Here is a 14,716-nt window from a genome sequence, read left to right as displayed (position 1 = left end):
TCTCGCTGTTGTGGTCACCGAAGCCGCGCTTTGCGCGGCTTTTTTATTAAATAGTTAACCATCTAAAGAAAAACATGCGTCTGACGATAAGTAATCATGTGTTTTGAACAGATTTGTCGAAAAGGGGGAGTCTATGGAAGGATCTCAGATTGAAGGTGCAACACAATATCTTACTTTTACCCTTGATGATGAAGTTTTCGCCCTGGATATCGGCAAGGTGCGGGAGGTGTTGGATTACACGACGGTTACCAAGGTGCCCCAGACCCCTGAATTCATGCGAGGTGTCATCAACCTGCGCGGCAATGTGGTGCCGGTGGTGGACATGCGGCTGAAATTCGGCATCAATGCCACGGAGAATACCGTCAATACCTGCATCATCATCGTCGAGGTGGATGTGGACGGTGAGATCACGATCCTCGGTGCCATGGCTGATTCGGTGCAGGAGGTGCTGGATCTGGAGCCTGATCAGATCGAGCCGCCACCGCGAATCGGCACCAAGATGAGGACCGATTTCATCCGCGGCATGGGCAAAAGAGATGAGCAATTCATTATGATCCTGGATATCGACAGGATTTTTTCCGGCGAAGAGCTGGCTGCGGTGCAGGCCATTGATGACGATATCTCACAGGTTTCCAACGGCTGACTTTTACCGGTTGAATAGTCAAATCAGGAGGATAGCAATGAAGGTTTGGGACTTGAAGATTGGAATGAGGCTGGGCCTGGGCTTTGGACTGGTGCTGGTCATGTTGCTTCTGGTAGGGTTGGTGGGCTATTGGTAAACGCCGTATCGGGTACTACAGTGGCTATGCTGGACGGCGATGCGGTAATAGCCCAGCATTCTGCCCGTGCCCGGGCCAACATCCTCGGGTTGCGGCGTTATGAAAAGGACACATTCATCAACATAGCTTCCATGGATAAGGTGGATGAGTACTTCAAGAAGTGGAACGGGGAGCGGGAAAAGGTCGAGGAGCGGATTGCCGCCCTTGAAAAGGTAGCCGTGACTACGCAGGACAAGGAGCAGGTAAAGATCATCAAGGATAAACTGGCTGGATACGCTGCCGGTTACAACAAGGTCTATTCCCTTATCAAAGAGGGGAAAATCTTGACTACTGCCGATGCCAACAAGGCCATTGGCGACGTGAAGGATGAAAGTCATAAAATGGAGCGACGGCCGTTGAATTTGCCCAAGAGGCCAATAAACGCATGGAAGGGGCGAAGAAACTGGTAATGGCGAAACAGGACAAGACGGTGGTGATGATGCTTATCGTCAGCCTGATTGCCATAGCTGTTGGATTCCTGATCAGCATACTTATCACACGCAGCATCAAGAAACCGATTTCGGAAGCGGTTGATGTCGCCAATAAGCTGGCGGATGGAGACCTGTCGGTGGATATCGTGGTTATGTCCGGCGATGAGACCGGTCAGCTGTTGAGTGCCATGAAGAACATGATCAACAGTCTGCGTGAATCGGCGCTGGCTGCGGAAAGGGTGGCAGCGGGGGATATGTCCGTCGAGATAAAAATCCGGTCGGACAAGGACCTCCTGGGTCAGAACCTGACGGCAATGGTTGCTGCCATCAAGGGCATACTCAAGGAAACGGTCACCCTCATTACAGCCATTCAGGAAGGAAAGCTGGATCGGCGCGGCGACACCTCCGGTTACCAGGGGGGATGGGCCGACCTGTTGACCGGGATCAACAGGCTGGTGGATGCCTTTGTAACGCCATTCAAAATGACCGCCGATTGTGTCAATCGTATCAGCAAGGGGGACGTGCCCCCGCAGATTACCGATGCCTATCAAGGGGATTTTAACGAGATTAAGAACAACATCAATCAGCTGATAGAGGCAATGAACAATGTGACACTGCTGGCCCAGGAGATTGCGGGGGGTAACCTGCTGGTCAAGGTGGAAGAACGCTCGGCAAACGATAGACTGATGCAGGCCCTGGCCTTGATGGTTAAAAAGTTGACGGAAATTGTCACCGAGGTGAAAAGCGCTGCCGATAATGTGGCCTCAGGTAGCCAACAGATGTCATCGGGCTCGGAAGAGATGTCCCAGGGGGCGAGCGAGCAGGCGGCAGCTGCCGAAGAGGCATCATCCAGCATGGAAGAGATGTCATCCAACATCAGGCAGAACGCCGACAATGCCCTGCAGACGGAAAAGATAGCTGTGAAATCTGCCGGCGACGCCCGTGAAGGGGGCAAGGCAGTGGAAGAAACCGTCCGTGCCATGAAGGACATTGCCGGAAAAATCTCCATCATCGAAGAGATTGCCCGCCAGACGAACCTTCTGGCGCTTAATGCGGCCATAGAGGCCGCCCGTGCCGGAGAACACGGCAAGGGTTTTGCGGTGGTGGCCTCCGAGGTGCGTAAACTGGCCGAGCGGAGCCAGAAAGCGGCTGCAGAGATCAGCGATCTGTCCGCCTCCAGTGTGGAGGTGGCGGTAAAGGCAGGGGATCTTTTGACGAAGATGGTGCCGGATATCCAGCGAACCGCCGAACTGGTGCAGGAAATCAGCGCCGCCAGCAGGGAGCAGGACACCGGGGCCGAGCAGATCAACAAGGCGATCCAGCAGCTGGACCAGGTCATCCAGCAGAATGCGGGGGCTTCCGAAGAAATGGCTTCCACTGCCGAAGAATTGGCTTCCCAGGCAGAGCAGCTCCAATGTTCGATCTCCTTTTTCCGAATTGAGAACGTCGAACAGGGGAAAAAAGCCGCTGCCAGGGCGCCTGCTTACCAGAAAGACAAACAACCCCAAAGGATCAGGATTCAGCACATGGGCAATGGCGAAAAGGCCAACAGCCATCCGTCCAAGTCTGCCGTAGGCCATGATCTGGATATGGACAGCGGAGTCGACCACATGGACGTGGATTTCGAAAAGTACTGATCTATCCATATCTCTTGCATCTGAAGGGCAGAAGTCCATTGGCGTCAGCCGGACCTCTGCCCTTTTCCATGCGCGTTTTCTTTAAACAATAGTTTCCTTGATCCGATAAGTACTCCAAAGAACTGTCTGCTGCAATCTGCAGGAGTATCACAGGGGGGTGATAATGGACCATGCTTCCGACGCTGCTCTGAATGGACGTCAATCCTTGTCGACAAAGGATTTTAACCGGTTGAGCCAGTTCATATACGATGAGCTGGGCATAAAGATGCCGCCGGCAAAAAAAACCATGCTTGAGGCGCGGCTGCAGAAACGGCTGCGTACACTGGATATATCTTCATTCAGTGACTACTGCGAGTATCTTTTCAGTAGCGAAGGGATGAACGAAGAGATGGTCCAGATGACCGACCTGGTGACGACCAACAAGACCGATTTTTTCCGCGAGCCGGAACACTTCGATTATCTTTTGAACAAGGTTCTCCCCGAATGGGAAAACAAGCACAGGGGGAAAAAGCTTATGGTCTGGAGCGCCGGCTGTTCCTCGGGAGAGGAGCCATATACCCTGGCCATGGTGCTATCCGAGTTTGGTGAAGCCTGTCCGGGGTTCAGATTCGAAATTCTGGCTACCGATATTTCCTCACGGGTCCTGGAGAAAGCCAAGCTGGCCATATATGAGGAAGAGCGGGTGATTCCTGTCCCCATGGCCCTGAAGAAAAAGTACCTGCTGCGCGGCAAAGACAAAAACAATCCCCGAGTGAGAATTATCCCTGCCCTGCGCGACAAGGTCCATTTTCGCAGGCTGAATTTCATGGATGGCGATTTCGGAATGCGGGAACAGCTGGATATTATTTTTTGCAGAAATGTCATTATTTATTTCGATCGTCAGACCCAGGAGCGGCTCTTGAACACTTTTACATGCACATGGCTCAGGGGTCGCATATTTTCATGGGGCATTCCGAAACGCTCAATGGGTTAAACGTGCCACTTACGGCGGTTCATCCGACTGTCTACAGGAAACTCAGATGAGAGGAAAAATCTCGAATTCAAAGCGTGGTGGCCATGAAAAATAAAATTCGCGTGCTCGTTGTGGATGATTCTGCCGTGGTTCGGCAGACGATGGTGGAAATCCTCGAGTCTGACCCACAGATCAAAGTCATTGCCACGGCAGCTGACCCGTTTATTGCCGCTGACCGCATCAGAGACGAGGTGCCTGACGTCATAACCCTTGATGTGGAAATGCCTCGCATGGACGGCATTACATTTCTCCACAAGATCATGAGCCAGCACCCGATTCCGGTGGTGATGTGTTCCAGCCTTACGGATTTAGGCTCGGAGACGGCTTGAAGGCTTTGGAATATGGAGCTGTGGAAATAATCCAGAAACCGCGGATGGGAACGAAGCAGTTTCTGGAAGAATCCAGGATGAGGATCTGCGATGTGGTCAAGGCTGCCAGCCAGGCCAGATTAAGAAAGGTGGCGGCAAAGCCGCGTGCCATTGCCCCGAAGCTGACAGCTGACGTCATCATGGCAAAACCGAGTTCCAAGGCTATGATGCAGACCACGGAGAAAGTTGTGGTGGTGGGAGCCTCCACCGGGGGAACCGAGGCATTGCGCGCTTTTCTGGAGGTCCTGCCTGCGGACAGCCCGGGAATAGTCATCGTGCAGCACATGCCAGAGGGTTTTACGCGGGCTTTTTCCCAGAGGTTGGACGGAATTTGCCGGGTTTCCGTGAAGGAGGCGGAAAATAACGATACGGTGGTGCGTGGGCGAGCTCTCATTGCCCCTGGCAATCACCACCTGCTGTTGAAAAGAAGCGGCGCCCGCTATTACGTAGAGGTTAAGGATGGGCCCCTTGTCTCCAGGCATCGCCCGTCTGTCGACGTGCTCTTTCGATCGGCAGCCCGCTATGCCGGTAAAAATGCCGTGGGGGTTATAATGACCGGCATGGGGGACGACGGCGCCAAGGGAATGCTGGAAATGAAAGAGGCGGGGGCAAAGACCATCGCCCAAGATGAGGCGACTTCGGTGGTGTTCGGTATGCCGAATGAAGCGATAAAACTGGGGGGAGTTGATCTGGTTCGGCCCCTGGATTGCATAGCAAGAGAAGTTATACGCCTGTGTGATTAGCAAGCTGCAAAAGTGACGTAGCAGAGAGATGCAACCAGCATTCAGGGAGACATTGTGGGGCAGGAAAAATTCTTTCTAGGACGTCAACCGATTCTGGACATAAACCAGAAGATAATCGGCTTCGAGCTTCTCTTCCGCTCGGCGGAAAGTCTCTGTTCTGCCAATATCACCGACAGCTTTCAGGCCAGTGCCAGTGTCATAATCAATGCTCTCACTGACTTCGGCACCAACGAGGTACTTGGTCGGCACAAGGGGTATTTCAACGTGGACCTGGAGATGCTCATGAGCGACAGCCTGGAACTTTTGCCCCGGGAACAGGTGGTGGTTGAGCTCTTGGAGACCATTGAAATAAACAGTCAAGTGATCGAGCGCTGCAGGGAACTCAAAAAGCAGGGTTTTACCATAGCTCTTGATGATCATGAATACAATCCGGCCTTTGAAGAGCTTTACACGCTGACCGACATTATCAAAGTGGACATCCTCCAGACCTCACCTGAGAGAATTCCGGAAATGATGCAGCTGTTGAAGCGCTGGCCCCTCACCATGCTGGCGGAAAAGGTGGAGACAGCCGAACAATACGCTTTCTGCTCAGCCCAGGGTTTTCAGTTGTTTCAGGGCTATTTCTTTGCCCATCCGGTAGTCTTGAAACAGAAGCGGGTGGACATTGCCCAGCTGACACTGACAAAACTGCTGGAAAAGGTGATGAGAGAGGCGGAGTTGAGCGAGATCGAGGAAACCTTCAAGGAAAACCCGAACCTTACTTACAACCTGCTGCGGCTGGTGAATTCGGTGGCCATCGGCCTGAGAGAGAGGATCAAGACCCTGCGTCACGCTCTTATGGTTTTAGGGCTGCAGCAGTTGAAACGGTGGATCATGCTGGCCCTTTATGCCAGCAAAAGCGACCAGGGAGTATTCAGCCCTCTTCTGGAAATTGCGGCAAGCAGGGGTAAACTGATGGAACTTCTGGTCAAAAAACAGCAAGCCATGCTCGTTAACACTGATTTTTCGGATCGTGCTTTCATGACCGGTGTTCTTTCTCTGGTTGATTCCCTGTTTGAGGTTTCCATGGAAGAGATGGTGCAGCAGCTCAATCTGGATGATGATATCCGCCGGGCTTTACTGGCTCGGGAAGGGATTCTCGGCCATTTTCTGCAACTGACGGAGACGGTTGAGCAGGCCGATTTCAAAATGGCGAGCAACTGATGAACCGGACGAAACTGACACCCGATCATCTTCTGGAAGCCCAACTGGAGACGATTAACTGGACCAATGGCTTGACAGGCATGGTCTAATTCCCTCCTTGACACGACCCTTTCTTTTGATGTAACTTACTTTGTCCCGCCCGATGAGAAGGGACACATTCCACTTTTTCTTGTTACGGTCCCTCTATCCTATGAAGATAACAGCAATTATCCCCGCAAGATATGCTTCGACGCGTTTCGAAGGGAAAGCCCTGGCTCAGATTCAGGGAAAGCCCATGGTGCAGCATGTTTACGAACGTACCCTGAAAGCATCGCTGGTCTCGGAAGTTGTCGTGGCCACCGACGACGAGCGTATCATTGCGGCTGTTCGTGCTTTCGGCGGCAGAGCGGAAATGACCTCCAGGTCCCATGAGACCGGCACCGACCGTCTGGCTGAGGTGGCTGCCCGGCTCGATTCGGACATTATCGTCAATGTACAGGGAGACGAACCCCTCATAGATCCGGCAATGATCGATGAGGCGATCAAACCCCTTGCTGAGGACTCTTCCCTGCTCATGGGAACACTGAAGACACGCATCAAGAGCCTGCATGACTTTCTCAGTCCCAACGTGGTCAAGGTTGTAACCGACTGGGAGGGGTATGCTCTCTATTTTTCCCGTTCGCCGCTGCCGAACTTTCGCGACAAGTGGAATGATCTGAAGGACGAGGCATTCTCTTCACGTAAGCTGCTCTGCTTCAAACATGTGGGGCTGTACGTCTACAGGCGCGAGTTCCTTCTTCAGTTCGCCCAGATGTCACCCACGTATCTTGAGATGGCGGAAAAACTGGAACAGCTCAGGGTCCTGGAGAATGGTTATCGCATCAAGGTGGTCGAGACCGATTTTGAATCGATCGGTGTCGATACACCTGGTGACCTGGACAAGGTGCTGGAACGGTTGAAGGACCGGGGATAAGCTTTTCCCCATAGATATTACAGGAGTTACTGCGATGAAAACCAAATTTATTTTTGTAACCGGCGGCGTTGTGTCCTCCATCGGCAAGGGACTCGCCGCCGCTTCTTTGGGTGCTCTGCTGGAGTCCAGAGGCCTCAGGGTAACCCATCAGAAGCTGGATCCATATATAAATGTGGATCCGGGAACCATGTCACCATTCCAGCATGGCGAAGTATTTGTTACCGATGACGGCGCCGAAACCGACCTTGACCTGGGGCATTACGAGCGTTACACCTCTGCCCGCCTGTCGAAGAAAAGCAACTTTACGACCGGACAGGTTTATTTTTCGGTAATTGAGAAGGAACGGCGGGGTGACTATCTGGGGGGCACGGTCCAGGTTATTCCCCATATAACCGACGAAATAAAATCGAAGATCATCGATAACGCCAAAGGGTCGGACATTGCCATTATCGAGATCGGCGGAACGGTAGGCGACATAGAATCGCTCCCTTTCCTTGAGGCTATCCGCCAGTTCAAGGCTGACCGTGGCGCGGCCAACGTCCTTTATCTTCATGTTACGCTGGTCCCGTTCATCAAGACTGCCGACGAATTGAAGACCAAACCCACTCAGCATTCGGTGAAAGAGTTGCGGGAGATCGGCATTCAGCCTGATATTCTCATTTGCCGATGTGAGCAGGACCTCCCCCGGGACATGAAGGCAAAGATTGCCCTCTTCTGCAACGTGGAAGAAAAAGCGGTCATAACCTCCCAGGACGCTGAGCATATCTATGCCGTTCCATTGGCTCTTCACCGGGAAGGTCTGGACGAGCAGGTGGTGGAAAAGCTTAATATCTGGACCAAGGCCCCGGACCTTGCCCCATGGCAGCAGGTCGTGGAAAAGCTGATGAATCCAAGTCACGGCAAGGTACGTATTGCCATCGTCGGCAAGTACGTCAACCTGACGGAATCGTACAAATCGCTGTCCGAAGCCCTTACCCACGGCGGCATTGCAAATGATTGTCGGGTACACCTGACTTATCTGGACTCGGAAAAGATAGAGCAGGAGGGCATAGATGGCCTTCTTGAGGATGTGGACGGTATTCTGGTGCCGGGTGGCTTTGGTGAACGGGGTACCGAAGGGAAAATAAAGGCAATCGAGTTTGCCAGGACGCGAAAAATCCCGTTTTTCGGCATTTGTCTTGGCATGCAGATGGCGGTGGTGGAATATGCCCGCAATGTCTGCGGCCTTGAGGATGCATTCTCCAGTGAATTCAAGCCAGACTGCCTGAATCCGGTCATCCATCTCATGGAAGAACAGAAAGGCGTCATCCGCAAGGGGGGAACCATGCGCCTGGGGGCCTACCCCTGCACCTTGACCAAAGGGAGCTTTGCCCAGAAGGCGTACGGGACGCTGGAGATATCCGAGCGCCACCGTCACCGCTACGAGTTCAATAACAAGAACCGCACCATACTTGTGGAAAACGGGCTGGTCCTTTCTGGTGTTTACAAGGAAGGGGATCTTGTTGAAATTGTCGAAATAACAGACCATCCGTGGTTTGTGGGCTGCCAGTTCCACCCTGAATTCAAATCAAAGCCGCTCAATCCGCATCCTCTTTTCAAGGCGTTCATTGCCGCTGCGCTGCAGAACAAAAAAGCGTAAAAGACACAAGGGTGCGAAATCGGTGCCCCAAAGGAAGCGAAATGGTTAAGGAAATTTCGGTCGGCAATATAAAAATAGGTGGAGATCGCCCACTGGTGTTGGTGGCGGGCCCTTGCGTCATTGAAAACGAAGCGGCAACCTGCGCTGTGCCGAGCGTCTCATGACCATCTGCAACGGTGTCTCCATCCCCCTCATATTTAAGGCGTCATACGATAAAGCAAACCGTACCTCGGTAAATTCCTTTCGCGGTCCTGGCCTCAAGGATGGCCTGAAGATTCTGAAAAAGGTCAAGGAATCTCTGGGGGTACCGGTCCTTTCCGACATACATTCCATCGAACAGGTGGAGCCTGCCGCCGAGGTGCTTGATGTCATTCAGATCCCGGCTTTTCTCTGCCGCCAGACCGATCTGGTGGTGGCCGCGGCCATGAGCGGCCGTGTCATCAATATCAAAAAGGGACAGTTTCTGGCCCCCTGGGATATGGAGAACGTGGTGGGCAAGGCGGTTTCCACCGGCAACGACAACGTGATCCTTACCGAGAGGGGGGTCTCCTTCGGCTACAATAACCTGGTTTCGGACATGCGCAGTTTTCCCATTCTGAGGCAGACCGGCTACCCTGTCATTTTCGATGCGACCCACAGCGTGCAGTTGCCCGGTGGCTTGGCGGTTCTTCAGGCGGTCAGCGGGAATTCGTCGAATATCTGGGGAGAGCGGCAGTTGCCACCGGCATAGATGGTATTTTCATGGAAGTACACGAAGATCCGGAAAAAGCGCTCTGTGACGGGCCGAATTCCGTGAAGCTGGATGATCTGCCTGCCTTGCTGAAAAAGCTGAAGGCCATCGATGCCATTGTCAAATAAGGGCTGTAACCATTTCGGGCTTGAGAAAAATATGAGTATTTTGGAAGCAGCAAAAAATGTATTTCGGATTGAGGCTGAGGCCCTGCTCGCTCTGGCTGAAGGCGTCAATGGCGATTTTGAAAAGGCGATAAGGCTGATTCTCTCTTCCCGCGGCCGGGTTGTCGTTACCGGTATGGGCAAGTCTGGACTAATCGGCCAGAAGATCGCGTCCACCCTGGCTTCCACCGGTACCCCCGCTTTTTTTCTTCATCCGGCAGAGGGGATTCACGGTGACCTGGGCATGATCATCAAAGGGGATGTGGTCATAGCCATTTCAAACAGTGGCGAGACGGAAGAGGTTGTGCGCATCCTGCCGATCATCAAGCGGCTCGGTGCAGATATCGTGGCCATGACCGGTAACCCGTCGTCAACACTGGCCAAGTCGGGGGATGTTTTTCTCGATATCTCTGTCAAAGAGGAAGCCTGCCCGCTGGGATTGGCGCCTACCGCTTCCACAACTGCTACCCTGGCCATGGGGGATGCCCTTGCCGTGGCCCTTCTTCTTGAGCGTGGCTTCAAAGCGGAGGATTTTGCCCTTTTCCATCCGGGCGGCGCGTTGGGGAAAAAGCTGATCCTCAAGGTGGAAGACGTCATGCACCAGGGAAATGAAGTCCCACTGGTGAAGGTGGGAACGCTGATGCGGGAGGCATTGTTCGTCATTACGTCGAAAGGCCTTGGCATTACAGGCGTTGTCGACGAGACCGGAGCAATGGCCGGCGTCATTACCGACGGAGATCTGCGGCGTGCCCTGGAAAAGGGATTGGATATCATTAACCTTCCCGTGGACGACCTCATGTCCATGAGTCCCAAGCGTATCAGGCGCACGGAAATGGCCGCCAAGGCGCTCCAACAGATGGAGCAGTTCTCCATTACCTCACTTTTTGTCTTTGAGGATAGGAGCTCGGTCCCGGTGGGGATCATTCATCTTCATGACCTGCTGAAGTCAGGAATCGCCTAGGAGTACCAATCATGGAAGAGACACTTACCTTGACCGACAGGTTGAAAAACATCCGGCTGCTTCTTCTCGATGTGGACGGGGTGATGACCGACGGCCGCATCATTTTTGACTCCAATGGCATAGAGAGCAAATTCTTCAACGTCAAGGACGGTCACGGCATCAAAATGGTGCAGAGGGCGGGTATAGAGGTGGGTATCATTTCCGGGCGGGAGTCGCAGGTTGTGGTCAACCGGGCGGCGGAGCTGGCTATCGGCATCGTTTACCAGAAGTGTCTGGACAAGCTGACACCGTATCTTAAGATACTGGAGGCGACCGGTCTGGACCATTCTCAGGTAGCTTTTGTCGGTGATGACGTTATTGATATCCCTGTCATGAGGCGTGCCGGTTTTGCTGCTGCTCCTGCCGACGCCGTGGCGGAAGTTATTCCTTACGCCCATTTTGTGACTAGAAATCGAGGTGGTTGGGGCGCAGTTCGCGAGGTTTGTGATCTTCTTCTCAAGGAGCAGGGGGTATGGGGAGAGATAACGGACCGTTATTATAAGTGACCCCGATCATCATTTTTTACTTGCTTTTCCGCTGTTCCTTCACCAGGTTTTTACCCTTCTTCAATCTCCATGCCAAATTTTTAATTGCCCGCCACAAAGCGCTTTACAGCCATTTTTTATGATGCTATACTTCCGGTAAATTATGCTGAGACCGAAAAAGATCAGGCTTATCCTTGCCATGGCCATAGTTCTGGCCGGTGTTTCCCTGATAGCTACCGTCATGTTAAAGGTCGAGCAGAGAAAGTCGCCCGCTGAGAAGCTTGACCCTCTGCCCCATAATGTGGAGATGGCACTGCAGAAGGTTCACTACAGCGAGGTGAAGGATGGGGTTAAAAAATGGGATCTTTTCGCCGACCAAGCCCTCTTTGATATGAAGAAAGAGGCCTTTCACCTTAAAGGTGTCCGCCTCGTCCTGGCTGCAGAAACCAGAATCGGTGACATCACTCTTACTGCCGATGAGGCAGACTACTACAGCAAAACGAAGGATGTGGAACTGTCGGGAAATGTCATAGCCAAAAGCGATACAGGCATGCATTTTTCTTCTGCAACAGCCAGGTTTGTCGGTGCCAGTGCCTTGATCAGGACAGACGATCCGGTAAGATTCACGGACGGCAGAATAGAAGTCAGCGGTGTCGGCATGGAACTTAAAACCACGACACGGGATCTTAAGATAAAGAAGGGTGTAACTGCAGACATAATGAACGGGCACAGCAAGTGATCAATAAAATCAGCAGTGCATTTACCATATTGCTAATGCTGACGGCTACCGTGTTTGCATCGGATCTTACGGGTAGCCTCAGAAGCAATCAGCCCATTAAGATAAAGTCCGACGAGCTTTCTACCGATACGGCCAACAGGACCGCCACATTTGTCGGCAAGGTTTCGGCACGACAAGGGACATCACAATCTATTCCGAAAAGTTGATTATAAAATATTCGGAAAAAGATCAGGATGTTGATAGTGTCGAGGCGAGTGGCAACGTAAGGGTGATCCAGGGGGACAGGCAGGCTACGGCAGGGCATGCGGTTTACGATAACAAGGCCGGCAAGATAGTTTTCGATGTGTCGCCCAGGGTTTTTCAAGGGGATAATGTCGTCTCCGGCAGGGTGATCACCTATTTCGTTGAAGAACAGAGAAGTGTGGTGACCGGTGGTGGAAATGGCGCTGATGCACGGGTAGAAGCTGAAATTCATCCAGGGGCAGAGGGAAAGATGGCAGCTCAAAGCCTGAAAACCTTTTGCATAGCAGTGACCTGAAAAAAAGCTTCAATCGCCGAACGGTTGTCAACGGCGTCGATCTTCAGGTGGCCTCAGGCGAAGTTATCGGCCTTCTCGGGCCAAACGGGGCCGGGAAAACGACCACCTTCTACATGATGGTTGGCCTGTGCCGGCCGGACAGTGGAAAGGTCTTCCTGAACGGTGAGGATATCACCGAGGAGCCGATGTATGTCAGGGCCCGTAAAGGAATCAGCTACCTGCCCAGGAGCCTTCGGTTTTTCGCAAGCTGACAGTCGAGGAAAACCTGCTGGCTGTGTTGGAAACCATGAAGTTATCCAAAAGCCAGTGCCGATTGAGGGCCGAAGAACTGTTAACGGAGTTCCGCATCACGCATATCGGCAAGAGTAAAGGGTTTGCCCTTTCTGGTGGCGAACGGCGCAGGGTGGAAATAGCCAGGGCGCTTGCAACCGAACCTGGTTTCATACTGCTGGACGAGCCTTTTGCCGGAATCGATCCCATTGCCGTCATTGATATTCAGAACATAATAACTGCACTTAAGGGCAAGGGTTTGGGGGTACTTATCTCCGACCACAATGTGCGGGAGACCCTTGGAGTCTGTGACAAGGCATACATTCTTAATGCCGGTGAGGTGCTGGAATTTGGTGACCCGATCCGGATTGCGGAGAGCAAAAAAGCCCGGGAACTTTATCTTGGGGAAAAGTTCAGGCTTTGAAACTGTTGTAGTTTCTTAAAAACAAAAAGCAGCACTCCCTCAGTGCAGAGGTGTAAATTTTTATGGCCATTGAAATGCGCCAACAGATGAAGCTGAGCCAGCAACTGGTGATGACTCCCCAGTTGCAACAGGCAATAAAGCTCCTTCAGCTTCCCGTCTTGAGCTACAAGATGTTGTCCGCCAGGAACTTGAGGAGAATCCGCTTCTGGATGAGGTCCCAGAAGCTGAAGAAACAAAAGAGGTTGAGCAGCTTGAACTGAGTGAAAAGGAACCAGAACCCGAAGTACCCGTCACTGAATTTCAAGAAGTGACTGCCGGTGCGGAAACCCGGGAAATGGACTGGGAATCCTATCTGGATGGTTATAATTATAGTGCGGGCGAACAGTACTATGACGACGAGGAAAGGCCTTCATTTGAAAATTTGCTGACAAAGAAGAGTACGCTGTTCGATCACCTCATCTGGCAATTGAGCCTGACCCGGCTTTCCGACGAAGAGATGCAGATAGGTACTGAAATTCTCGGCAATATAGATGAGGATGGTTATTTCCGTGCTTCTCTTGCCGAAGTAGCCACTGTCTGCGGAACCAATGAGTCCGCTGTCGAAACCGTATTGAGGCGAGTCCAGGAATTTGATCCTCCAGGGGTCGCTGTCTGTGATCTGGGAGAATGCCTCCTGCTTCAGGTCAAGGCATTGGGCATTGGTGGGAGTCTGGTGGAGTCCCTTTTAACCCATCATCTCAAGGACCTTGAAGCGCGTAAATACAAACAGGCAGCAAGGCTCTGGGAGTTGACGTCAATGACGTACTTACGGCAACGAGAATCATAGCCGGTCTCGACCCGAAGCCTGGCAGGATGTTTGGGCAGGACGATGTCCAGTACATCTCGGCCGACATCTTCGTTTACAAGATTGGTGAAGAGTACGTTGTCATGTTGAACGATGAAGGTCTGCCCAACCTGCGCATCAACCCCCTTTATTATAGTGAAGGAAAGGCCGGGTTAAATGCAGACGCCAAGGCTGAGGAGTACATCAACGACAAGATGCGTTCTGCCCTGTGGCTTATCAAGAGCATTCAGCAGCGACAGCGCACCGTGTATAAGGTGGCAAAGAGTCTGGTGAAATTTCAGCGGGATTTCCTCGACCGGGGCATTGAGCATTTGCGGCCACTGGTGTTGCGGGACATTGCAGAAGACATCGGAATGCACGAATCAACCATCAGCCGTGTGACAACCAACAAATATATGCAGACGCCACAAGGGCTTTATGAACTCAAATACTTCTTCAACAGTGGCATATCCACCAATGAAGGTGATTTTATCGCTTCCGAAAGTGTGAAGAACAAGATCAGGGAAATAGTGGATGCGGAGGACCAGCGGAAGCCATACAGCGACCAGCGTCTTGCCGAGCTTCTGGCTGCTCATAATATAAACATTGCCAGGCGTACCGTCACAAAATACAGGGAAATGTTGCGCATCGGCTCATCTTCCGAAAGAAAAAGACATTTTTAGCAATTTGGCCGATTGCAGGTGTCTGTGCTGCTGAGACAGGCTCTTGCTTATAATAAA

9 protein-coding genes and 6 pseudogenes are annotated in these 14,716 nt (G+C 52.3%); all 15 read left to right on the top strand.

From position 1 onward, the window contains the following. The first annotated feature begins 133 nt into the window (after positions 1-133). Entirely contained in the window at positions 134-643 is a 510-nt protein-coding gene (locus JCM15764_RS04330; protein WP_054692941.1) for a chemotaxis protein CheW, read from the top strand. Positions 644-772: 129 nt separating this feature from the next. Then, positions 773-1,228, top strand: coding sequence for an MCP four helix bundle domain-containing protein (locus JCM15764_RS21790; RefSeq protein WP_243688345.1), 456 nt, complete (start codon positions 773-775; stop codon positions 1,226-1,228). Then, positions 1,204-2,886 carry a methyl-accepting chemotaxis protein gene (locus tag JCM15764_RS04325; protein ID WP_243688344.1) on the top strand — a complete coding sequence of 561 codons (1,683 nt, stop codon included), beginning with the start codon at positions 1,204-1,206 and terminating at the stop codon, positions 2,884-2,886. The genes JCM15764_RS21790 and JCM15764_RS04325 overlap by 25 nt, the downstream gene beginning before the upstream one ends. A gap of 163 nt (positions 2,887-3,049) precedes the next feature. Beyond that, a pseudogene (locus JCM15764_RS04320) lies at positions 3,050-3,909 on the top strand (CheR family methyltransferase). 33 nt (positions 3,910-3,942) lie between these two features. After that, positions 3,943-5,009 (top strand): annotated as a pseudogene (locus JCM15764_RS04315) (protein-glutamate methylesterase/protein-glutamine glutaminase). Between the two features lie 54 nt (positions 5,010-5,063). Continuing rightward, positions 5,064-6,212, top strand: a complete 1,149-nt coding sequence (locus JCM15764_RS04310; RefSeq protein ID WP_243688343.1) for an EAL and HDOD domain-containing protein — start codon at positions 5,064-5,066, stop codon at positions 6,210-6,212. Positions 6,213-6,402: 190 nt separating this feature from the next. Beyond that, positions 6,403-7,164, top strand: coding sequence for a 3-deoxy-manno-octulosonate cytidylyltransferase (gene kdsB, locus JCM15764_RS04305; RefSeq protein ID WP_054692938.1), 762 nt, complete (start codon positions 6,403-6,405; stop codon positions 7,162-7,164). Positions 7,165-7,198: 34 nt separating this feature from the next. Further along, on the top strand, positions 7,199-8,803 hold the full coding sequence (gene pyrG, locus JCM15764_RS04300) for a CTP synthase (RefSeq protein ID WP_054692935.1): 1,605 nt from the start codon (positions 7,199-7,201) through the stop codon (positions 8,801-8,803). A 41-nt stretch (positions 8,804-8,844) separates the two neighbouring features. After that, positions 8,845-9,661 (top strand): annotated as a pseudogene (gene kdsA / locus JCM15764_RS04295) (3-deoxy-8-phosphooctulonate synthase). Between the two features lie 31 nt (positions 9,662-9,692). Beyond that, positions 9,693-10,658, top strand: a complete 966-nt coding sequence (locus tag JCM15764_RS04290; RefSeq protein WP_054693137.1) for a KpsF/GutQ family sugar-phosphate isomerase — start codon at positions 9,693-9,695, stop codon at positions 10,656-10,658. An 11-nt stretch (positions 10,659-10,669) separates the two neighbouring features. Beyond that, on the top strand, positions 10,670-11,203 hold the full coding sequence (locus JCM15764_RS04285) for a KdsC family phosphatase (RefSeq protein ID WP_439645255.1): 534 nt from the start codon (positions 10,670-10,672) through the stop codon (positions 11,201-11,203). A 142-nt stretch (positions 11,204-11,345) separates the two neighbouring features. Beyond that, positions 11,346-11,921, top strand: coding sequence for an LPS export ABC transporter periplasmic protein LptC (gene lptC / locus JCM15764_RS04280; protein WP_054692931.1), 576 nt, complete (start codon positions 11,346-11,348; stop codon positions 11,919-11,921). 35 nt (positions 11,922-11,956) lie between these two features. Beyond that, positions 11,957-12,459 (top strand): annotated as a pseudogene (gene lptA / locus JCM15764_RS04275) (lipopolysaccharide transport periplasmic protein LptA). Positions 12,460-12,506: 47 nt separating this feature from the next. Further along, positions 12,507-13,153: pseudogene (gene lptB, locus JCM15764_RS04270) on the top strand (LPS export ABC transporter ATP-binding protein). A gap of 62 nt (positions 13,154-13,215) precedes the next feature. Further along, positions 13,216-14,659, top strand: a pseudogene (gene rpoN, locus JCM15764_RS27805) (RNA polymerase factor sigma-54). Positions 14,660-14,716 lie beyond the last annotated feature (57 nt).

This window comes from Geotalea toluenoxydans JCM 15764 (assembly GCF_001311985.1).
In the GTDB taxonomy this organism is placed as follows: Bacteria; Desulfobacterota; Desulfuromonadia; order Geobacterales; family Geobacteraceae; genus Geotalea; species Geotalea toluenoxydans.
This window is presented reverse-complemented; position numbering and strand designations above follow the sequence as displayed.